The organism is Methylocapsa sp. S129 (genome assembly GCF_009765995.1).
Lineage (GTDB): Bacteria > Pseudomonadota > Alphaproteobacteria > Rhizobiales > Beijerinckiaceae > Roseiarcus.
Genome location: NZ_LMUI01000020.1, coordinates 255,387 through 275,760, shown reverse-complemented (window position 1 = coordinate 275,760; position 20,374 = coordinate 255,387). Strand labels below are relative to the sequence as shown.

The 20,374-nt window shown below is 61.6% G+C and carries 13 protein-coding genes and 1 pseudogene; 13 read left to right on the top strand and 1 reads right to left on the bottom strand.

The annotated features are described in order from the left end of the window. From GSQ90_RS13945 to dinB, 9 genes and pseudogenes are all read left to right on the top strand, one after another. Nucleotides 1-1,563 carry a class I adenylate-forming enzyme family protein gene (locus tag GSQ90_RS13945; RefSeq protein WP_158815429.1) on the top strand — a complete coding sequence of 521 codons (1,563 nt, stop codon included), beginning with the start codon at nt 1-3 and terminating at the stop codon, nt 1,561-1,563. Nucleotides 1,564-1,680: 117 nt separating this feature from the next. Continuing rightward, a pseudogene (locus GSQ90_RS32855) lies at nt 1,681-1,737 on the top strand (hypothetical protein); the annotation flags it as partial. Nucleotides 1,738-1,762: 25 nt separating this feature from the next. Further along, entirely contained in the window at nt 1,763-2,056 is a 294-nt protein-coding gene (locus GSQ90_RS32405; RefSeq protein ID WP_246731598.1) for a hypothetical protein, read from the top strand. Nucleotides 2,057-2,060: 4 nt separating this feature from the next. Next, on the top strand, nt 2,061-2,864 hold the full coding sequence (locus tag GSQ90_RS13935; RefSeq protein ID WP_256366602.1) for an IclR family transcriptional regulator C-terminal domain-containing protein: 804 nt from the start codon (nt 2,061-2,063) through the stop codon (nt 2,862-2,864). A gap of 36 nt (nt 2,865-2,900) precedes the next feature. Next, the gene (locus tag GSQ90_RS13930; RefSeq protein WP_158815426.1) at nt 2,901-3,824 is read left to right on the top strand and encodes an amidohydrolase family protein; all 924 of its coding nucleotides are present in this window, start codon (nt 2,901-2,903) and stop codon (nt 3,822-3,824) included. A gap of 187 nt (nt 3,825-4,011) precedes the next feature. After that, nucleotides 4,012-5,961 carry an FAD-binding monooxygenase gene (locus tag GSQ90_RS13925; protein WP_158815425.1) on the top strand — a complete coding sequence of 650 codons (1,950 nt, stop codon included), beginning with the start codon at nt 4,012-4,014 and terminating at the stop codon, nt 5,959-5,961. Nucleotides 5,962-6,317: 356 nt separating this feature from the next. Then, complete coding sequence (locus GSQ90_RS13920) at nt 6,318-7,679, top strand: integrase arm-type DNA-binding domain-containing protein (protein WP_158815424.1); 1,362 nt, start codon at nt 6,318-6,320, stop codon at nt 7,677-7,679. A gap of 155 nt (nt 7,680-7,834) precedes the next feature. After that, nucleotides 7,835-11,059: a hypothetical protein gene (locus tag GSQ90_RS13915; protein WP_210254897.1), complete on the top strand. Its 3,225-nt coding sequence runs from the start codon at nt 7,835-7,837 to the stop codon at nt 11,057-11,059. Between the two features lie 179 nt (nt 11,060-11,238). Continuing rightward, complete coding sequence (gene dinB / locus GSQ90_RS13910) at nt 11,239-12,309, top strand: DNA polymerase IV (protein WP_158815423.1); 1,071 nt, start codon at nt 11,239-11,241, stop codon at nt 12,307-12,309. A 3-nt stretch (nt 12,310-12,312) separates the two neighbouring features. On the opposite strand, the gene GSQ90_RS13905 is transcribed toward dinB, so the two are convergent. Next, the gene (locus tag GSQ90_RS13905) at nt 12,313-12,990 is read right to left on the bottom strand and encodes an SOS response-associated peptidase (RefSeq protein WP_158815422.1); all 678 of its coding nucleotides are present in this window, start codon (nt 12,988-12,990) and stop codon (nt 12,313-12,315) included. A gap of 96 nt (nt 12,991-13,086) precedes the next feature. Between GSQ90_RS13905 and GSQ90_RS13900 the strand changes: the two genes are divergently transcribed. The 4 genes from GSQ90_RS13900 to GSQ90_RS13885 all read left to right on the top strand — a co-directional run bounded on the left by GSQ90_RS13900 (nt 13,087) and on the right by GSQ90_RS13885 (nt 20,186). Further along, the gene (locus GSQ90_RS13900; protein WP_158815421.1) at nt 13,087-13,845 is read left to right on the top strand and encodes an ImuA family protein; all 759 of its coding nucleotides are present in this window, start codon (nt 13,087-13,089) and stop codon (nt 13,843-13,845) included. Beyond that, the gene (locus GSQ90_RS13895; protein WP_158815420.1) at nt 13,760-15,280 is read left to right on the top strand and encodes a DUF6504 family protein; all 1,521 of its coding nucleotides are present in this window, start codon (nt 13,760-13,762) and stop codon (nt 15,278-15,280) included. The genes GSQ90_RS13900 and GSQ90_RS13895 overlap by 86 nt, the downstream gene beginning before the upstream one ends. Next, nucleotides 15,277-18,552, top strand: a complete 3,276-nt coding sequence (locus GSQ90_RS13890) for an error-prone DNA polymerase (protein ID WP_158815419.1) — start codon at nt 15,277-15,279, stop codon at nt 18,550-18,552. The genes GSQ90_RS13895 and GSQ90_RS13890 overlap by 4 nt, the downstream gene beginning before the upstream one ends. A gap of 347 nt (nt 18,553-18,899) precedes the next feature. Then, nucleotides 18,900-20,186, top strand: coding sequence for a DUF3422 family protein (locus GSQ90_RS13885; RefSeq protein WP_158815418.1), 1,287 nt, complete (start codon nt 18,900-18,902; stop codon nt 20,184-20,186). Nucleotides 20,187-20,374: the final 188 nt, after the last annotated feature.

Sequence of the window (20,374 nt, the reverse complement as noted above, 5' to 3'; positions counted from 1 at the left end):
ATGCAGACACTTGGCGATCTCATCAGGCGCGCCGGCATTATCCACGGCCCCCGCCCAGCCTTGGTTTACGGGCGTCGATCATACACATACGCCGAACACACCGTGCGCATCTATCGTCTGGCCAATGCGCTGTCGGACAAGGGCCTCCGGCAGCAGGACCGTGTGGCGGTGCTCGCCCGAAACTGCGCCGAGTACATGGAGGCGTTCGGCGCCGCGGAGGTCGTCGGATTCATTCTTGTCAATTTGAATGTTCGTCTATCCGAGCCCGAATTGGTTCGCATCTGCTTGGATTGTCAGCCGAGTTGTCTCATCTTCGCCGAAGAGTTTGCGGGAATCGCGAAGGCCGTTCAGGCAGCCGTTTCCGATCTGCGCGTACTAGTGCGGATAGACGAGGCGCAGTCAGGCGAGGATTCCTACGAAGCATTGGTCCAGGCGGCTTCACCGGAGTCGCCTACGCTGTACTCGAAACCTCATCACATCGCTCATCTCATGTACACGAGCGGAACAACCGGCGGCCCCAAGGGAGTCATGCTCACCCATAGAGCCTTTGTCGAGGCCGTCCGCATTTCCTCGCACGAAGGAGGCGTCCAACCCACGGAGCGGGCATTGATCGTCATGCCGTTCTTCCATCTCGGCGGCAAGCTCGAGCAAATGGGCTTCAGTTTTCTCGGCGGCGCCATCATTCTCAGATCCACGTTCGATCCGATAGAGATATTGGAAACAATCGAACGCGAGCGAATTTCCGCTGCCCATTTCGCTCCTATTATGATCCAACGCCTGTTGGACGCCCTGGAGACGTCGAGACGCTCCTATGATCTCAGCTCTCTCAGGCTGGTGCACTACGCGTCAGCTCCGATGCCCGCTCCTGTGCTGCGGCGGGCGCTCGACCGATTTGGACCTATCTTCGTTCAGGTTTACGGCATGACCGAGTGTATCATGGGGAGCACGCTCAAGGCGCACCAGCATCGCCCCGATGGCAGCGAATCCGACCAACGGCGCCTCAGTTCGGCGGGGCAGCCATGCTTCGGAAATGAAGTGCGGATCGTTCGCGAGGATGGAACCTCGTGCGGCCGCGACGAGGTGGGGGAGATATTGATCCGCTCACCCACTTTGATGCTCGGGTACTGGAACAAAACCTCCGCGACCGTCGACGCCTTACAGGACGGATGGTATGCGACTCAGGATCTCGGGAAACTTGACGATGAGGGATATCTCTACGTTGTGGACCGCAAGAAGGATATGATCATATCCGGCGGCGAGAACATTCATTCCTGGGAAGTTGAAGAGGTGCTCCGCGCCCATCCCTCAATTGCTGAAGCCGCGGTCATCGCCGTTCCCGACGCGGAGTGGGGCGAAGCGGTGAAGGCGTGCGTAGTGTTGCGTCACGGTCGCTCGCTCGAGGGCGACGCCGTGATTGAATACTGCCGGGCGAATTTGGCGAGCTACAAGAAGCCGCGCAGCGTGGACTTTTTCAGTGAGCTTCCGCGCCTTTTCAACGGCAAGATCGACAAAAAAACGCTGCGTGCTCCGTATTGGAGCGGGCGCGACCATCAGGTCTCCTGAAGGCCCAACGGACTTGGACGCATTCCCGTGAATGTTATCAAATTTGCCGACCTAGAGATCGGACAACGCTTTATAGGACCGGGGCGGACGCTCACGGAAACCGATCACGGTCTCTTCATGATGCTGGTAGGCGACTGGCATCCGATTCATTCGGACGAGGTATATGCAAGTCAATCTTCGATGGGCAAACGCGTGACGCATGGAACCTTCGGAATCGCCCTGGCGATGGGCATCGCAGGATCGAATTATTCATTTTGTCGAGCCGATCGTTGGAGCCTTGGGACTCCAGGATTGGACGTTCGCGGCGCCGCTCTTCATCGGCGAGACCGTACATGTCGAGGTCGAGATCGTTGGCAAACGGATCACCAGTCGGGGCGATCGGGGCATCGTGCAGCGAAAACTCAGCCTGTTGAACCAAATTGACGCGCTCCTTCAACATGGGCGCGCGGACGTAATGCTGCAGCTTTTCCATCCTACTATCAGTGAGCGTTGAGGGCATGCCAAGTCAGCCTAATTGGTTCTCAGAATCGCTTGCACGAGGATTGACGGTCATTCGGGCCTTCGGACACGAAGCCGCACGACTTCGCATAACCGAGGTCTCCGAGCGGACCGGCCTTACGCGGGCAGCAGCACGGCGATTTCTCTTTACATTGCGCGAACTGGGCTACCTTGCGTCCGAAGGCGACTATTTCTTTCTGCGTCCACGGGTTCTGGATCTTGGCTACGCATACATCTCGGCCGCGCGCATCGAGGTCCATGTCGAACCGATCCTCAAGGACCTCGCCGACAAAACGCGGACATCGGCGCATTTCGCGGTGCTCGACGATGACAGTACATTGTTTGTCGCGAGCATTTACGACGAAAAGATGCACGGGTTTTTCATCGCTGTCGGCGCACGCCGACCCGCTTACGCGGGATCGCTCGGTAAGTGTCTTCTCTCGGGTCTTTCGCCCGAAGCGTTCGAGGAGTTTTTGACGCGTGTGGAGCGGACACAACGCACCCCGACGACGCTCGTCAGCGCTCAGTCGCTCGAGAGAGAGGTCGCGAAGGTTCGCAAGCAAGGGTATGCGATCAACAACGGCGAGTTCATCTCGGGTGTCGTCGGAATTGCTGTTCCGGTGCGAGATCGTGAAGGGCGCGTCGCCGCCGCCATCAACATCAACTGGTTTTCGCCCAAACCGATCGCGAAACCGGACCTCGACCAGCACCTGCCGTCCTTGCTCGCGGCCGCACGCGAAATCGAGGCAAGGCTGATTGTCGGCGGCATGAGGCCCGGCTTCGACACGCCCGGACGCGGCTGATCGGGACAGAGCCCATAGTACAACGGAGTGAGTTGCATGTCGCGCGGACGCCGGATCGACACCCACTCGCATATCGTCCCTGAATTCTACGCGAAATGGCTTGAGGACAAGCACGTCTTGTCGGGCGGATTTCCGATTCCCGCCTGGAGCGCGGACGCCGCCCTCGATTTCATGGAACGGCATGAAATAGCGACTTCGATCCTCTCGGTATCGACTCCCGGGGTGGAGTGCGGCGACCCAGAAGACGCCCGCGCCATGGCGCGCCGCTTGAACGAGTATGCCGCCAACGTATGCTTGGAGTATCCCGGGCGCTTCGGCTTCTTTGCGACGCCATCGCTGATCAACATGGAGGGCGCGATAGAGGACATCAATTATGCTTTCGACCACTTGGGCGCCGACGGGGTCGTGCTCAACGCGAACGTTGATGGGACTTACCTCGGCGATCCCAGATTTGCCGACTTGATGGACGCATTGAATCGACGCGGAGCCGTGGCGTTCATTCATCCGTCCGAGCTACCGGGCGGCGCGGTCCCTGGATTGCCGGCCTATGTCGCGGACTTCCTGCTCGATACGGTGCGAGCCGCTGTCCATCTCTGTGCAACGGGAGCCATGAGCCGCTATCCGGACATCAAGTTCATCCTTTCCCACGGCGGCGGATTCCTACCTTACGCGGCGTTTCGAGTAGCGGCACAGGCCTCGCCCAATAGGGAGCCGAGGGAGGGCATGAATCTGTTGCGACGTTTCTATCTCGACTCGGCGCTGGCTACTTCCAAATTCGCGCTGCCGTCTCTGCTCGCTTTCGCGGATCCGGTCCGCATTGTCTTCGGGTCCGATTTCCCCTTTGCGCCGGTTGCGGTTAGCGGCTTTTATGCGAGCCAGCTCGACGGCTCGGCCGCCGTGGACCACGCCGCCATCGATCGGGGCAATGCCGAGCGTTTGTTTCCACGCTTCGCGGAGTGACCTTGTTGCAAGGAGACGTTTCAAGGCGCGATTGGGCGTTGGTGCGGCTTCAATCATGCCGCTCGGACGAATGCGCTCGCCCGATTGCGTTCCTCTGGTTGAGTGATTTGACGGCAATCGTAATGGTCGGAGCCTTCTGAAGCCGGCCCGTGACCATGGCCTGACAAATCACAAGGAGTGAGCCGCGATGCAGTTCCATCTCAACGGGTTCAGAACCGGCAACCCGGAAATCCCGGAGCCGGCAGGATCGCGCGCCGCGGCGGCGCCCGCTGGCGCGCTTCCGGAGGGCGTGGATGTGCTGATCGTCGGCTGCGGACCGGCGGGTTTGACCCTGGCGGCGCAACTCGCCGCCTTTCCCGACATTAGAACCCGGATCGTCGAACAGAAATCCGGACCACTGTCGCTCGGCCAGGCGGATGGCGTGGCTTGTCGCACGGTGGAGATGTTCGAGGCCTTCGGCTTCTGCGAGCGCGTGTTGAAGGAGGCTTATTGGGTCAACGAGACAACGTTCTGGAAGCCTGATGATCAGCAGCGCGCGCATATCGCGCGCAGCGGGCGAATCCAGGACACCGAGGACGCGTTGTCGGAATTCCCGCATGTGATCCTCAACCAGGCGCGGATACACGATTTCTATCTCGACGTCATGCGCAACGCCGCGACCCGTTTGGAGCCGGACTACTCGCGTAGACTGCAGGACCTCACAATCTCTCCGGCTTCTGGCGAGGCCGGGAACGGCGATTCGGCTTATCCGGTGACCGTTACTCTCGAACGGCTCGATCCGGCGCACGAAGGTCAAATCGAAACGGTAAAGGCCCGTTATGTCGTTGGCTGCGACGGCGCCCGCAGCGTCGTGCGCAAGTCGCTCGGACGGTTGCTCAGCGGGGATTCGGCCAACCAGGCCTGGGGCGTCATGGACGTTCTCGCCGTCACCGACTTCCCCGACATTCGCATCAAGTCGGCAATTCAATCGGCTGAGGAAGGTAGCCTCCTGATCATTCCGCGGGAAGGAGGCTATCTCGTCCGCCTCTATATCGAACTCGATAAGCTCAACGAGAACGAGCGGGTCACGAGCCTGAACATCACGACCGACCGTTTGATCGCCGCGGCGCAGCGGATCCTGCATCCCTACACATTGGAGGTGAAGGAGATCGCGTGGTGGTCGGTCTACGAGATCGGGCAGCGACTTTGCGAAAAATTCGATGACACTCCCGATGGCGCCGAGGATTGTCTCCCGCGCGTGTTCATCGCGGGAGACGCCTGTCACACGCACAGCCCCAAAGCTGGGCAGGGCATGAACGTCTCGATGCAGGACGGCTTCAACCTGGGATGGAAACTAGCGTCGGTCCTCAGGGGCCAAAGCTCGCCGCGGATTCTGCGTACCTATTCCGACGAGCGCCAGAGCATCGCTGAGGAGCTGATCGACTTCGACCGCAAATTCGCGAAGATGTTCAGCGCCGCCCCGCGAGACCCCGCGAAGGCCGACGGCAAAGGCATCGATCCTGCGGAGTTCCAGACCTACTTCGTCAAGCAAGGTCGCTTCACGGCGGGCACGGAAACCCGCTACGCCCCGTCGATCATCTCAGACGAGCCGACCTACCAGCATCTCGCCAAAGGGCTCACCATCGGCATGCGCTTTCATTCGGCGCCGGTCATCCGATTGGCCGACGCCAAGCCGGTTCACCTGGGGCATACGGTCAAGGCGGACGGCCGCTGGCGGCTGTTCGCTTTCGCCGCCACGGAAGACCCCGCCGGAGCCTCCTCGCGGCTTCGAGCCCTGTGCGAGTTTCTTGCCCGGTCCCCCCAGTCTCCCATCGGGCAGTACACGCCGAAGGGGGCCGATATCGACTCCGTGATCGACGTACGCGCTATTTTCCAGCAAGCTCATCGCGAGCTTGCGATCGAGGCGATGCCCTCTTTCCTGTTGCCCACGAAAGGTCGCTATGGGCTGCGTGACTACGAAAAGATGTTCTGTCCCGACTTGAAGAGCGGCCGCGACATTTTCGACCTGAGAGCCATCGATCGCAGCCGGGGATGCATGGTGCTCGTGCGCCCGGACCAATATGTCGCGAATGTTCTCCCGCTCGACGGCTATGCCGAGCTTGAAACATTTTTCGGTAGATTCATGTTGCGCTCATGAAACCTGCGCTGGGCGCTCTTCCACTCTCCGGCGCAGCGGCGTTTTTTGTCCAAGTTAGCAAATGCATCGAAAAACGCCGTTTGAAAAACGGGCCGCCCAAACGGCAAAACACTGCTAACCCGTTGATTTCGATGGTGGGCGCACAAGGGCTCGAACCTTGGACCCGCTGATTAAGAGTTCGAATTGGGCTCTTCGCCGCCGTTTCTGAATGCACGCCAGAACGCGACGCCCCTCAAGAAGCCCTTTGTTTGTCGAAGCTTGTCGCATAGCGTCGCGGCACGTCGAACCGAAACCCTCAAACCTCTCAGTTCGACAAAACCGTTTGAAAACCGTTTTAGCTTGCCTGGGCTTCGAATATGGCTGACCTCCGAATTCTGCTGACAGATAAAACGATCGCTCAGTTACCCGCACCAGACGATGGTTGGTATTTGGCTCGCGACACCGAATTGAAGGGCTTCTTCGTCGTCGTTGGAAAACGTAAGCGGACGTTCACCATCCAGGGCGACCTCAGAAAAGGTGGCAAGCGGGCGTCGTCGATCCGGGTCTCGATCGGCGACACGAGTGAAATGTCGACGCGAACCGCCCGTGCGACGGCAAAGGAATATTTGGCTCAGATCAGTCGGGGGCAGCACCCGAGGCCCTCGCAAGACGGGCTCAGCGGCTCAAATGAGAGCGCTGAGAACAAGACGGCATCAACGGACGTCACACTCAGGCAGGCGTGGCAGCGGTATCTGGAAGCCCATCTGGTTCGGAAAAACCGCAGCGAGAAGACCATCGCCGGCTATCGCGATCATGTGGAACGCATTTTTGCGGAGTGGCTTGACGCCCCTTTGGGTGAGCTTGGCGCAGATCCAGCTCGCGTGGCGAAAAAGCACGACGATGTCACGAAGGAAAACGGGCCCTATCTCGCGAACGGGGCGATGCGCACCTTGCGGGCGATCTACAATCACGCGCGAAAGACGAACAAAAAGCTTCCCTCCGACAATCCTGCAGACGCTGTCGATTGGAACGAGGAGAAGCGCCGCGACACCGGGATGGGCGCGGGTGACCTGAGAGGATGGTTCTCGGAGTTGGGGGCGCTCGAGAACCCTGTGCGTCGTGAATTCCATCTATTCATGTTGCTGTCTGGCTCGCGGCCGACCGCTTTGCAGGCGATCAAGCCTAATCACATAGACTTTCGAAGGCGCACATTGCGCGTGACCAAGCCGAAGGGCGGCAGCAAGCGCGCATTTGATATCCCGTTATCGCGCGAGATGATTCTGTGTCTCGCGCGGGCAATCCGGTTCGGCAGGGAAATGTACCCATTGCAGGCGAGGGAATGGGTATTCCCAGCCGATAGCGAATCAGGGCATCTCGCCGAGACAAAAGAAGATCGAAATGAGCTCTCCAAGTGGGGCAACGATCTTCGCCAAACCTTCAGAACCATCGCGACGATTGCAGGTGTTTCTGAATTCGACGCCAAGCTCCTGATGAACCACTCCATTCCTGGCGTGAACGCCGGCTACATCACTCGGCACAAGCTTCTTGAAGACCACCTGCGGCGCCAGCAGCAAGCGATCAGCAGCGCGACCATTGAGGCATTGGGCGCCTCACTTGCCGAAAATCGAGCCCTGCAAGGTTGGCTGGGGCGTGGTGCGGCCCGGCGAGCGGTTGTCAATCCCGAGGTCCAGCGCCCTGCTTCCGGCGGAGAGCGGCCTCCTATTCTGCGCGCCGCCTAGCGAGCGGGGGTCCTAGGGCGACGAACGGCGGGTAGTGTCTCAATTCAGAGTTCCGCAAACGGGAGGAGAGCGGACGTTGCAATCCTTCCAGAAAGCTGGCGCTCGCGTGAGTCGTGTTCTATTAATGTTCGCGCCCTCGGACGCCGGAAAGGGATATGGCGAACGAAAAGCTCACTCCTTCTGCGTTCATGCGCCAGCTTCGGCCCGAAATTTATTCGGACACGACCGAGCTCACCTCCTACCTGCTCGACGGGGCCGTTTTCGGCCACCACCTCGACACGATCACCTCGCGCAACCAAACCCACGACTTCGAAATTTTCTGCCGCAAGCTCTGCGAGCGGGCCATCTGCCGAAACCTGCGGCCGCAGACCGGCCCCGATGGCGGCGGCGACAGCAAAGCCGACTCTGAGACCGTTCCCGTCTCGGATGAGATTATGGCCCTCACCTATGTCGGCGAGCCGAACGCCGGCAACGAGAAGTGGGCTTTCGCTTTCAGCGCCAAAGAGAAATGGCTGGCCAAGGCCCGCAGCGACGTCGAGGGAATCACGAAGACGGAGCGCGGCTACAAGCGCATCATCTTTGTCACGAGCCGGTACGCGAAGGCGAAGGCTCGCGCCGCGCTTGAAGACGAGCTGACCCAAAAGTACGGGATCCAAGTCACGATCCACGATCGTTCGTGGATCGTGCAGCAGGTCATCGAATTCGACCGCAAAGACCTGGCCTATAACTATCTCCACGTGGGACAGGAGATCGCCGACGCGAGCCGGCTTGGCCCCGCCGACTACTCCCGCAACCGGCAACTGGAAGCGATCGAGAAGTCGTTTTCGGACCCCGACAGCTTTTCGGGAATGGAACGCCAAGGCGTCACCGAAGCCCTGCTGGCGGCAAAGCTTTCGCGTTCGCTGGAGCGCCCGCGCCCGGAGACGGACGGGCGCTTCCAGCGGGCGATCCGTCTTGGTGATGCGCACGGTGCCTACAGGCAGAAGCTTGAGGCGCGCTACGAAGCGCTCTGGACCGCTGTCTGGTGGTTCGATGACTACAACGAACTGAATTCCAACTACGACGCCTTCGAGGCGTTAGTTATCGACAGCGATCACGCGGCCAATCTGGAGTTCCTCTCCAACCTCCTTCAGATGCTCTACAACGCCGTGATCCACAGCGACTTCACGCGCGAGCGATGCGATCTCGACGCACGCGCGGGCCGGCTCAAAACACGGCTTGAAGCTGTCGCGGCGAATAAGGACCGCCCGACGAACGCGCTCTGGGCGCGGACGTTGTTGCTCCTAGGTCGCCTCAACGCGGCTATGCTGGCCGGCGACCGCGATGCAATCCCGCCGATCTTGCCGGAGTTCTCCAAAATTCTGGCGCAAGCCCGCGGCCTTGGTGAATTCGAAGCAACACGCCTCGTCTACCTAATCGAGGCGATTGGAAACGCGGCCGGCAATGACCCCGCTTACAATTCACTGATCGAAGAAGTCGCCGATTTCGTGAGCGAGCGCACCGGCGAGGCAGAGGGCGCGCTAGTGCTCCTCAAGCGCGCCCAAAAGCTTGACTTCAATAATCACTTCGAGATGATCCGCCTGCTCGGCAAAGCGGCGCGCCAGCTCACCAAGAAGGAGTATGCCGAAAAGCTTATCGAGGCCTTGCAGCTGCTGAGTCTGGCCTACCGGAGCGCGGGCTTGCTCTGGGCGTCTCGAGCAACGTCCATTTTTGCGGCGGCGTCCATCGCCATCGAGGGCGAGGCGGATAGCGAGATCGATGTTGCGATCGTCCCGACGATCGAATTCATGGCTTGGACGGCGCTTGAGCTGCGCCACCTACCGGACTTTCTCGAAGCCGTCCAGCTCCTCAACGGGTGCCTAAACGCCCTGCCGCTCGCCGACGAGTCAAAGGAACTTCTCAAGGACCGGCTTCTGACCTTCGACAGGGCGCTCGGGAGCTACTTCCTCAACTTCCAGCCGGAGGAACTGCGCCAGGTCGAGGGCCTTCCGGACATCCTGGAAGCAGTCGGGCTCTTCGCCGCGCGCTTCGCGCTGCTCTATGCCCTTGGCTACGAGGATCACCTCCGCACCGACGGATCGCTGCCGCCCGGGGAGTCTGACGAGGCCGTGCAGGCCATGGTCAAAAGGCTCGCCAGCCAACCGGTGACTGACGACATTCGCGGCCCGCTCATCACGAACCGGCCAGGGCGCCGCCGCTTGCAATCGACGGTCATGGGAATGATGGTCGAGGTGGCGTTCGAGGGAACGATCACTGCAACCCTTGTTGCCGAAGCTGTCCTCGCTTCGATCGAGGCCTGCTTCGCTACGGCCTTTGAGCTTCGGACTCACCCCCACACCGAGCGCTATGAAATCGTCCTTGTGGAAGCAGCAGAGGCGGCAGCGCCATCGTTCGAGATCGATCCGCTCAAACCGACGGCGAAGCTCGTTTGGCCCAAGGATCTCCCGATCACTTCATTCGAACGGTCCGCTGACACGATCCGCTTCCTCACCGAAGCGTCCCTTCTCACGATGACTGCCAGCTGTGTGTGGCATGGCGGCATGGAACTGATCGAGCGCCTCGCCGGCGACGAGGCTGTGTTTGACCGAGTGACGATGATCTCGATCACCGCGAACAGCTATCACCGCCTGTTTTCGCGCGATCTGACGTCCCTCGATGAGCGGAGCGAACTCGTCCGGACGAGTTACGCACTCCGCGATGACCGGCCGAAAATTGTCCGCGAAAAGATCGATGATCCTGACGAGAAGGACGAGCAGACCGGGGCGAAGATGAAAGCCTGGTGGAAGAGCGGCAACCACCGCGACATCCAGACGCGCTCGGTGATCGACTACAATCTCTGGAACAAAGCTGCGTGGAAGGGAACTATCTATGCCAGCTATGGGCCGGACGTGCCGCCCGTGCTCGGTTTGCTGTTCACGGATCGCGACGCGGCACGCTCGATCTTCGAACGCTGGCGTGAGCGCTTCGGAGAGGTCGACCGCAAGGACGAGATCTATCTGTCAATCGTTCGGGACGTGTCGGCCGCGAACCCGGCCCACTACAACGTGTTGATCACCTCAAGTCCTGATCCTTCTGAACTCCGCAAGCCTGGCGGGGCTATGGTTCTTTCGCGGTTCAACCGCATGCAACCCGACACCGACACGAATCTCCGCCGCTTCCTTGCCGACTACGAGAAGGCGGGTGTGTATCTCCTTATGCCGGCGGTCATAGAGGGTGGGAAGCCGCAGCTCCGTTCCGACATCGCGATCCTGAAGCGAAACCTCACCGTAAAATCGTCACGGGACGTGGGCCTCGATGACGTCGAACGATGCTGCCTCGGCCAGAAGGTCGATGAGCATTTTGCGGACTCTGACGTCGAGCCGTCGATCGTCCCTTCATAGAGTCGCATGTGACACGCAGGCAGCGCGCAAAATTGGGTTTCACCTGAGTTGGGCTATCCGAAGGCGGAGCTTCCAAACGTCGTACCCGGGAATTCAAACTGAGACACCACCGAATGGCGCGAACGGTTCCCTTTATGTTCTTATTCTGATAAGTTCGGCGCCGACCATTTTGTTGAACCATGCGCAAAATCATCCACATCGACATGGACGCATTCTACGCGTCAGTTGAGCAGCACGACGATCCCTCGCTACGAGGTCGCCCTGTTGCTGTCGGCTATGCCGCAAAGCGCGGTGTGGTTGCGGCTGCCAGCTACGAGGCGCGCAAATTCGGCGTGCGTTCGGCAATGCCTTCGAGCATGGCGACACGCAAATGCCCAGACCTCGTGTTCGTGCCGCCGAGGTTCGACGTCTATCGCGCAGTGTCGCGCGAAATTCACGCGATCTTTGCGGACTATACGCCGTTGATCGAACCGCTTTCGCTCGACGAAGCCTATCTCGATGTGACGGAGAATCTTCGGGGCATCCCAACAGCGTCATCGACGGCGTCGGAGATTCGGGCCCGCATTTTCGAGAAGACGAGGCTTACCGCGTCGGCCGGCATTTCCTACAACAAATTCCTCGCCAAGCTCGCGTCCGATCATCGCAAACCCAATGGCCAGTTTGTCGTGACCCCTGTGATGGGCGCCGCCTTCGTCGAAGCCTTGCCTATCGGCAAGTTTCATGGTGTTGGGCCGGTGACGGCCGACAGGATGAATCGACTCGGCATCTTTACGGGCGCGGACCTGCGGAAGCAGTCGTTGGCTTTTCTGCAGCAGCACTTTGGAAAGTCCGGACCCTGGTATCACGCGATCGCCAATGGCGAAGATGACCGTCCCGTCGTGCCGAACCGTCCCCGGAAGTCGTCTGGATCGGAGACGACCTTCTCAAATGATCTCCTGAATCCAGCCGACATCGAGGCCGGCGTGGCCGCGATGGCGGATCAGGTCTGGGCGTGGTGCGAGAAAACCACTGCGTTTGGCCGCACCGTGACGGTGAAGATCAAATACGCCGATTTCAGGCAGGCCACGCGCAGCCAATCTCTGCCGGGTCGAATCACATCTGCGGCCGTTCTGCGCCAAGTCAGCCTCGACCTTGTGCGGACGGTATTTCCGCCCGCGCAAGGCGTGCGCCTCGTCGGCGTGGCAGTTTCAAACTTCGGCGACAATCAGGTCGCCGCTCCCGAGCAGCTCGATCTCGCGCTGACCGCGTGAGCGTCACGGATCGACCGGATCGCGAATGTCCGTACTGTCGTTCCCAGGCGAATTGACGCGCGTCGAAATCGGCCAGATCGTCATCGGCTCCGAGGGGTATGGCTTCATCAGATCATTCGGATCGGGCTCGAGCGGGCTCAGCCAGCGATGATAGTCCGCCGGTGCGATGATGACGGGCATCCGGTTGTGGATCGTGGCGACGAGTTCGTTGGCCTCGGTCGTGATGATCAGGAAGGTGCGGATGATTTTCTTGGTCTCTGGATGCTCCCAGCTCTCCCAGATGCCGGCGACGGCGAAGGGCGATCCGTCTTTCATGGCGATCGCGAAGGGTTGCTTGGCCTTCTGTCCCTGGATCGCCCTCCACTCGAAGAAGTTGTCGATCGCGATCAGGCAGCGGCGCTTGGCGTAGGCCCCCTTGAAAGACGGAAGGCTCGCGATCGTCTCCGCCCTTGCGTTGATTGACTTGCGGCCGCCATCGAGATCCTTCGTCCAATGCGGGATCAGGCCCCAGATCAAGCGATCCTTGCGGTATTCCCCCGTTTCGGGGTGGCGTCGGATGACCCAGAACTCTTGAGAGGGCGCTCCGTTGAAGCGCGGCGGATAGGCGACGCCCGTCTCGCCCGTCGCGACGGTCTCGAGGCCCGGCAGGTCTCCTGTCGTCTGTGTGAAACGTCCGCACATGGCTCCGAGCTTAGCACCACTTCCCGCGATTTGACTCATTCGCCGAGTTGGGAACAAATAGAGAACATACCATCAGCGAAACGAGTTGCGAAGGAGATGAATGCGCCCGCCCATCCTGTCGTCGCGGAGCTTCGAGAGCGCATTCAGCGCCTCGAAAGCGGCCCAGCGCGCCGTCGCACGACGCTTCCCTTCGGCGTCAAGGAGATCGACCGGCGTCTACCGGGAGGCGGCCTCGCGCTCGGCGCGCTTCATGAGGTCGCCGGCGGCGGCGACGGCGTGATCGACGGTGCGGCGGCCGCCCTGTTCGCCGCGGGGATCGCGGCTCGGACGCGCGGCAAAGTCCTGTGGTGCGTCACCCGCCAGGACCTGTTCGCTCCCGCCATTGCGCAGGCCGGCCTTGGGCCCGACCGCGTGATCTATGTTGAGGCGGGGGACGAGAAATCGCTCCTCGCCTGCTTCGAAGAGGGGCTGCGACACGGTGGGCTCGGCGCGGTCGTCGCCGAGGTCGCTCGCCTGTCGATGATGGCCTCCCGCCGCCTTCAACTCGCCGCCGAAAGCTCCGGCGCCATCGGCATCGCTGTGCGCCGCTGGCGGCGGCAAACCGAAGCCGCCGACTTCGGGCAGCCAACGGCCTCCGTCACCCGCTGGCGCGTCACCGCGCTCCCCTCAACCCCGCTGCCCGTTCCCGGCGTTGGACGCGCCCGATGGCAGGTCGAATTGATCCGGTGTCGGGCCGGCGAAAGCGCCGATTTCGAAGTGGAGGCCTGCGATGCCAAGGGTCGTCTCGCTATTCCTTCCGACCTGGCCGACGGATCGGGTGAGAAGGAATTTAGGCGCCGCCGCGCCGCCGGCTGAGGCGCCGCTCCTGTTGATCGGCCGGGAGGGGAGGCGGCGGGTGGTGCTGGCGGCGGATAGGGCGGCGCTACGCGCTGGGTTGCACGTCGGAATGCCGGCGACCAAAGCGCAGGCACTTGTGAAAGGCCTCATCGTCAAGGACGCGGAGCCGGCTGGCGATACGCAAGCGCTCGAGCGGTTGGCGCTCTGGGCGCTGCGCTACGCGCCGATCGTCGCGGCCGATCCGCCTGATGGTCTGGTGATCGACACGACGGGCGCCGCTCACCTCCATGGCGGAGAAGGCGCCATGGTGAAAACGATGGTGGAGCGGCTCGCCGCATCCGGCATCGCCGCGCGGGCAGCGATTGCCGATAGCTGGGGGTCCGCATATGCCTTTGCCCGCTGTGCCGCGCGGCCGGTATTCGTCGTTCCGCCGGGAGAAAGCGCAAAAGCCGTTCTCGATCTGCCGATCGCGGTCCTTCGTCTGCCCAAAGATATGATCGACGCTCTTCGCGTCCTCGGCTTTGAGCGCATTGGCGAACTGGCGTCAAAACCCCGGGCGCCGCTGACGCATCGCTTCGGTCCGGAACTCGGCCGCCGTCTTGACCAAGCCCTGGGACGGCTCAACGAGCCGATCGTTCCTGTGCGCCCTGCCGACCTCGTAGAGGTCCGCCGAGGTTTCGCTGAGCCGATTGGGGCCGCGGAAACGATCGCCCGCTATACCAGCAAGCTCGTGACGCAACTCTGCGAGGCGCTTGAAGCCAAAGGCCTCGGCGCGCGGCGGCTCGACCTTCTCTTTCATTGCGTCGACAATCGCATTGAGGCGATCCGGATCGGAACGGCGCTGCCGGTGCGCGACGCAAAGCGTCTAACCCGGCTCCTCTGCGACAAGATCGAAACGGTCGATCCGGGCTTCGGCATCGAATTGATGAGCCTCGCCGTCACGCTCGCCGAGCCGTTGTCGCCGAGGCAGACCATTTCTTCGCTGATCGAAGAACCCGAGACCGACGTCTCCGGCCTGATCGACACGCTCGCCAATCGCGTTGGCGAAAGCCGGCTCTATCGCTTCGCTCCATTCGCCAGCGACGTGCCGGAGCGCTCCGTTCAACGGGTCGCGCCAACCGCTCCGATCACCGGCGAAACATGGCCGGACCATTGGCCGCGTCCCGCGCGCCTGTTGCCAAACCCGGAATCGATCGAGACGGTCGCCCTGCTACCCGACCATCCGCCCGTCACCTTTACCTGGCGCGGCGTGCGCCGCCGCGTGAAACGAGCCGATGGCCCCGAGCGCGTCTTCGGCGAATGGTGGAAGCGCGATGCCGAGTTGATCGCCGTCAGGGATTATTTCCAGGTCGAAGACGAGGCGGGCGAGCGCTTCTGGATTTATCGCGCCGGTGACGGCGAGGACCCCGACACCGGCTCGCATCGCTGGTTCCTGCATGGAATCTTCGGATGAACAGCGGGACCCGATACGTCGAGCTGCAATGCACTTCGCATTTCAGCTTCCTTCGCGGGGCGAGCTCATGCGACGAGCTCTTCGCACAGGCTGCGGTGTTGGGCATCGAAGGTCTGGCGATCGTCGACCGCAACAGCCTCGCGGGCATCGTTCGCGCCCACGAGGCCGCCAAGGCGACCGGTGTGCGGCTGATCGTCGGATGCCGCGTCGATCTCACCGACGGCATGTCCGTTCTCGTCTATCCGACGGACCGGCCAGCCTATGCGCGGCTTTGCCGGCTGCTGTCTCTCGGCAAGAAGCGCGCAGGCAAGGCGAAGTGCCGTCTCGACTGGTCGGACCTTGTTGCCTACGGCGAGGGACTCATTGCGATCCTCGTTCCGGACCAAGCCGACGACCTCTGCGCCGTAAACCTGCGGCGCCTCGCCAAGGCCTTTGGCGATCGAGCATTCATGGCGCTGACGCTGCGGCGACGGCCGAACGACGCAATGCGACTTCATGAATTGTCGAACCTGGCGGCTAGGGCGCGCGTGCCGACCGTCGTCACCAACGACGCGCTGTTTCACGTTCCGGCGCGGCGCATTCTGCAAGACGTCGTCACCTGCATCCGGCACAATTGCACGATCGACGAAGCGGGCTTCCGTCGGGAGCGTCATGCCGATCGCTATCTCAAGGCGCCGGAGGAAATGGCGCGATTGTTTGGCCGCTATCCCGAAGCGCTGGCGCAAACACGAGCGATCGCCGAGCGTTGCCGGTTTTCGCTCGACGAACTCGCCTATCAATATCCCGAGGAGGCTGCGATCCCCGGCTTCACGCCGCAGCAGGCGCTGGAGAAGTTGACCTGGGAGGGCGCTGAGCAACGTTATCCCGAGGGCGTGCCTGACAAGACAATCGCCATCCTCAAGCACGAACTGCGCCTGATAGAGACGCTGCAATATGCGCCGTATTTCTTGACTGTGAATTCGATCGTTCGTTTTGCCCGAAGCCGGGACATTCTCTGCCAGGGCAGAGGGTCAGCCGCAAACAGTGCGGTCTGCTACGTCCTTGGCGTCACGTCGATCGATCCCGAGCGCAATGATCTGCTGTTTGAACGCTTCGTTTCCGAGGAGCGGCGGGAGCCACCCGACATCGATGTGGATTTCGAGCACGAACGGCGCGAGATCGTCATGCAATGGGTGTTCGAGACCTACGGTCGCGATCATGCGGCGCTCTGCTCGACCGTCATCCGCTATCGTGCCAAAGGAGCGCTCCGCGACGTCGGCAAGGCGCTCGGCCTGCCCGAGGACCTCATCAAGATGTTGTCCGGTCAGGTCTGGGGTTGGTCGGAAGAGGGTGTCGAGCCCAAGCACGTGGAAGAATTGAATCTCAATCTTGGCGATCGCCGACTTCGACTTGCGCTCGATCTCGCCCACGAATTGATGGGCGCGCCGCGCCACCTGTCCCAGCATCCAGGCGGTTTCGTCCTCACCCGCGATCGACTCGATGAACTTGTGCCGATCGAACCCGCTGCGATGAAGGACCGTCAGGTCATCGAATGGGACAAGGACGATATCGATGCCTTGAAATTCATGAAAGTGGATTGCCTGGCGCTCGGCATGCTGTCCTGCATGAAGCGCGGCCTCGACCTCCTGGCCGAGCACAAGGGCGTTGCCCTCGATCTCGCGACGATCCCCGCGGAGGATCCCCGCACCTACGCGATGATCCGCAAGGCGGATACGCTCGGCACGTTTCAGATCGAGAGCCGGGCGCAGATGTCGATGCTCCCGAGGCTCAAACCGCGCACCTTCTATGACCTGGTCATCCAGGTCGCGATCGTCCGGCCAGGGCCGATCCAGGGCGATATGGTGCATCCCTATCTGCGCCGGCGCGACGGTATTGAGCCGGTCCATTACCCGACGCCCGAGTTGGAGACTGTGCTTGGCAAGACGCTCGGGGTGCCGCTCTTCCAGGAGCAGGCCATGCGCGTTGCTATCGTCTGCGCCGGTTTTACTCCCGGCGAGGCAGACCAGCTACGCCGTTCCATGGCGACCTTCAAGCACACGGGAGGCGTCTCGAAGTTTCGCGATAAGCTCATCAACGGCATGATCGCCAAGGGCTATGAGCGCGGCTTTGCTGAGAAGACCTTCAGCCAGTTAGAGGGGTTCGGCAGTTATGGATTCCCGGAGAGCCACGCTGCCTCATTCGCATTGATCGCCTACGCGTCGTCATGGCTTAAATGCCATCATCCCGATGTCTTCTGTGCCGCGCTGCTGAATGCGCAGCCGATGGGCTTCTATGCGCCCGCGCAGATCGTGCGCGATGCGCGCGATCACGGTGTTGAAGTTCGCCCCGTCTGCATCAATGCCTCTCGCTGGGACTGCACGCTGGAGCCGACCGACGGGGATGACCGTTTCGCGGTCAGACTCGGTCTGCGCATGGTGCGTGGCCTCGCCAATGTCGATGCCGCCGCCATCGTCACTTCGCGCGTCGATGAGCCCTTCGTGTCGGTCGATGATCTCTGGCGGCGCGCCGGCATTCCGTCCGCCTCACTCGTGCAGATCGCCGAGGCCGACGCCTTGCAGCCCTCGTTGAAGCTCGCCCGGCGCGAGGCGCTATGGGCGATCAAGGGCCTGCGTGATGAACCGCTGCCGCTCTTTGCGGTCGCTTCGGCGCGGGAGGAACAGACCGTTCCGGAACTCAACGAGCCGGCGGTGGTGCTCCGACCGATGACCGCCGGCGGCGAGGTGGTGGAAGACTACGGCCATGTCGGTCTCACGCTGCGCGCCCACCCCGTGACTTTTCTTCGCGCCGACCTGCGGCGCCAGCGCATCGTCACCTGCGCCGAGGCGATGCAGGCCCGCGACGGACGCTGGCTTCAGACAGCCGGCCTCGTTCTCGTCCGGCAAAAGCCGGGCACGGCCAAGGGCGTGATGTTCATCACCTTGGAGGATGAGACCGGCATCACCAATCTCGTCGTCTGGGCCAAGATGTTCGAAAAGTATCGTCGCGTGGTCCTCTCCGCTAGCATGCTTGCCGTCCGCGGTCGTATTCAGCGCGAGGGCGAGGTCGTGCATCTCGTCGCCCATCACCTCGCCGACCTCTCCACGGAACTCGCCAGCGTCGGCGAGCGGGAGGCTGCATTTCTGCTGCCGCATGGGCGCGGTGATGAGTTCCACCACGGCGGCCCTGGCCTCGATCCTCGTGAGCGGCAGTCCAAAGGGCCGGCGCCGCGCGACATCTACATTCCCGATTCCCGAGGCGGTTCGATAAAGGTGAGGGCCCGGGATTTCCACTGACGCAGGCCGGCGTGTCGGGAATTTTCCCCGCAATTTTCAATTGGTGCCGGGAGTGGTGACAGCCTGAAGCTTCGTCGATTCCAATGATCGAGCCGACTTTTGCGAGCCGTCGAAAGTTGAACCCGTCCGTCTCCGATGGACCCAATTGTCCATGCTCAAAAATCACAACGTGGCGAATACGCGACCTATTGCCCTGCGACGCAAGACCTCACCATAAAACGGTTTCAAATCGGTCGCGTTCCGTGCATACGTTCCGGCTCATTTGAAGGCGCTTGGTCGGAGTCGTCGCCGCAGAAGGCGAGCTTAAGTCGTGCGAACAATGGCCTCGATTCGACAAGGTTGGCGTCATGTCGGGTGACAATGCAGGACGACTCTACGAAGATCATCCCCTGCGCGACAGTGTTCTGCAGGAAATACATTCGCGACCATTTCATCCGCTGACGACGCCGGCTCAGTTGCTGCACTTCGCGTTCACGGCTGATTTTGCACAAGCGGCGGCCGATCGGCGCGAGATTTCGCAGTTTTGCGCCAGAAACGGCGTCGCGGGCCCCGGAGGCAACGCCAAACATCATTGTGTCGCGTTGAAAGACCTTGCGTTGCGTTGGGAGCAGCATAGCGAATTCACGACGTGGACATTGATCGTCGAAGGCGCCGCGGCGGTGGATTTCGAGGCCGCGCAAGCCCTGGCCGCGCCGATTCTCGGGAGCCTCCCGCAGCCGGGACCTCTGCTCGTCAGCGCCGCGCTTTCCCTTGAACCGGACGCACAGGCGGCGGCGTTGGAGGATATCTTCGACGAGAGTTCGCTCGTCGCTTCGACGATGGGGCGCGGCGCGGCTCTGGCGGCGACCGATTTCCGGCTGGCAAAAGACGGCTTCGTGCATCTCATCGTGCGCGACCGCGGCCTGACGCCCAATCGCGCTGGCGCGCTGACCCAGCGCTTGCTCGAGATCGAGACCTATCGAACGCTCGCCTTGCTTGGCCTGCCCGAGGCGCAGCGATGCGCGCCCCGCGTCAAGGCGGCGGAAGAGGGTCTAGCCGGCATCCTCAATAAGATGAATATCGTCGAGGGCGCGCCCGCCGACCACAAGCTGCTCGACGAAATGACGCGGCTCGCCGCGGAGCTCGAGGCCGATCTTGCGGCCTCGAGCTTTCGCTTCGGCGCGAGCCGGGCTTACGACAGCCTCGTTCAGCAGCGGCTCGTCGCCGTTGACGAGGAGCCGTTCGGCGCATTCTCGACTTTCGCCTCTTTTCTGGCGCGGCGAATGGCGCCAGCCATGCGCACCTGCGAGACGATGGCCAATCGCCAGGTCGACCTTTCGAAGAAACTCAGCCGCGCCGCCAATCTCTTGCGCACGCGCGTCGATGTCGAGATCGAACGTCAGAACCGCGATCTTCTGCATTCGATGAACGAACGAACGCGGTTGCAATTGCGCTTGCAGCAGACCGTCGAGGGGCTCTCCGTCGCCGCGATCAGCTATTACATCGTCGGCCTGGCAGGCTATGCGTTCAAGGGGCTCAAGGAAATCGGCGTCGGGCCAGACCCCTCGCTCGCCACCGCCGCCGCTGTACCGATGGTCGTGCTCGGGGTCGCGCTCATCGTGCGGCGGATTCGCGGCGCCCACGGCGAGCAGTAAACAGACGCCTGTATTCGCTCAATTCCCGTTCATTGGTTGGGGGTGTTCAATGCTCGGTCAACCGCACTAAACGGAGTGATGCTGATGAAAAGAGCATCAGCACCTTCTCCATAGCGGCATGTTGCCCCCGTAGTGGCCAGCATTTCGAGTACGGATGCTTTTCTAGTCGTCCGTGAAGAATCCTGAGA

Coding starts and splice junctions, on each gene's coding strand:
- GSQ90_RS13945 (WP_158815429.1), top strand. CDS start 1: ATGCAGACACTTGGCGATCTCATCAGGCGCGCCGGCATTATCCACGGC.
- GSQ90_RS32405 (WP_246731598.1), top strand. CDS start 1,763: ATGGAACCTTCGGAATCGCCCTGGCGATGGGCATCGCAGGATCGAATT.
- GSQ90_RS13935 (WP_256366602.1), top strand. CDS start 2,061: ATGCCAAGTCAGCCTAATTGGTTCTCAGAATCGCTTGCACGAGGATTG.
- GSQ90_RS13930 (WP_158815426.1), top strand. CDS start 2,901: ATGTCGCGCGGACGCCGGATCGACACCCACTCGCATATCGTCCCTGAA.
- GSQ90_RS13925 (WP_158815425.1), top strand. CDS start 4,012: ATGCAGTTCCATCTCAACGGGTTCAGAACCGGCAACCCGGAAATCCCG.
- GSQ90_RS13920 (WP_158815424.1), top strand. CDS start 6,318: ATGGCTGACCTCCGAATTCTGCTGACAGATAAAACGATCGCTCAGTTA.
- GSQ90_RS13915 (WP_210254897.1), top strand. CDS start 7,835: ATGGCGAACGAAAAGCTCACTCCTTCTGCGTTCATGCGCCAGCTTCGG.
- dinB (WP_158815423.1), top strand. CDS start 11,239: ATGCGCAAAATCATCCACATCGACATGGACGCATTCTACGCGTCAGTT.
- GSQ90_RS13905 (WP_158815422.1), bottom strand. CDS start 12,990: ATGTGCGGACGTTTCACACAGACGACAGGAGACCTGCCGGGCCTCGAG.
- GSQ90_RS13900 (WP_158815421.1), top strand. CDS start 13,087: ATGAATGCGCCCGCCCATCCTGTCGTCGCGGAGCTTCGAGAGCGCATT.
- GSQ90_RS13895 (WP_158815420.1), top strand. CDS start 13,760: ATGCCAAGGGTCGTCTCGCTATTCCTTCCGACCTGGCCGACGGATCGG.
- GSQ90_RS13890 (WP_158815419.1), top strand. CDS start 15,277: ATGAACAGCGGGACCCGATACGTCGAGCTGCAATGCACTTCGCATTTC.
- GSQ90_RS13885 (WP_158815418.1), top strand. CDS start 18,900: ATGTCGGGTGACAATGCAGGACGACTCTACGAAGATCATCCCCTGCGC.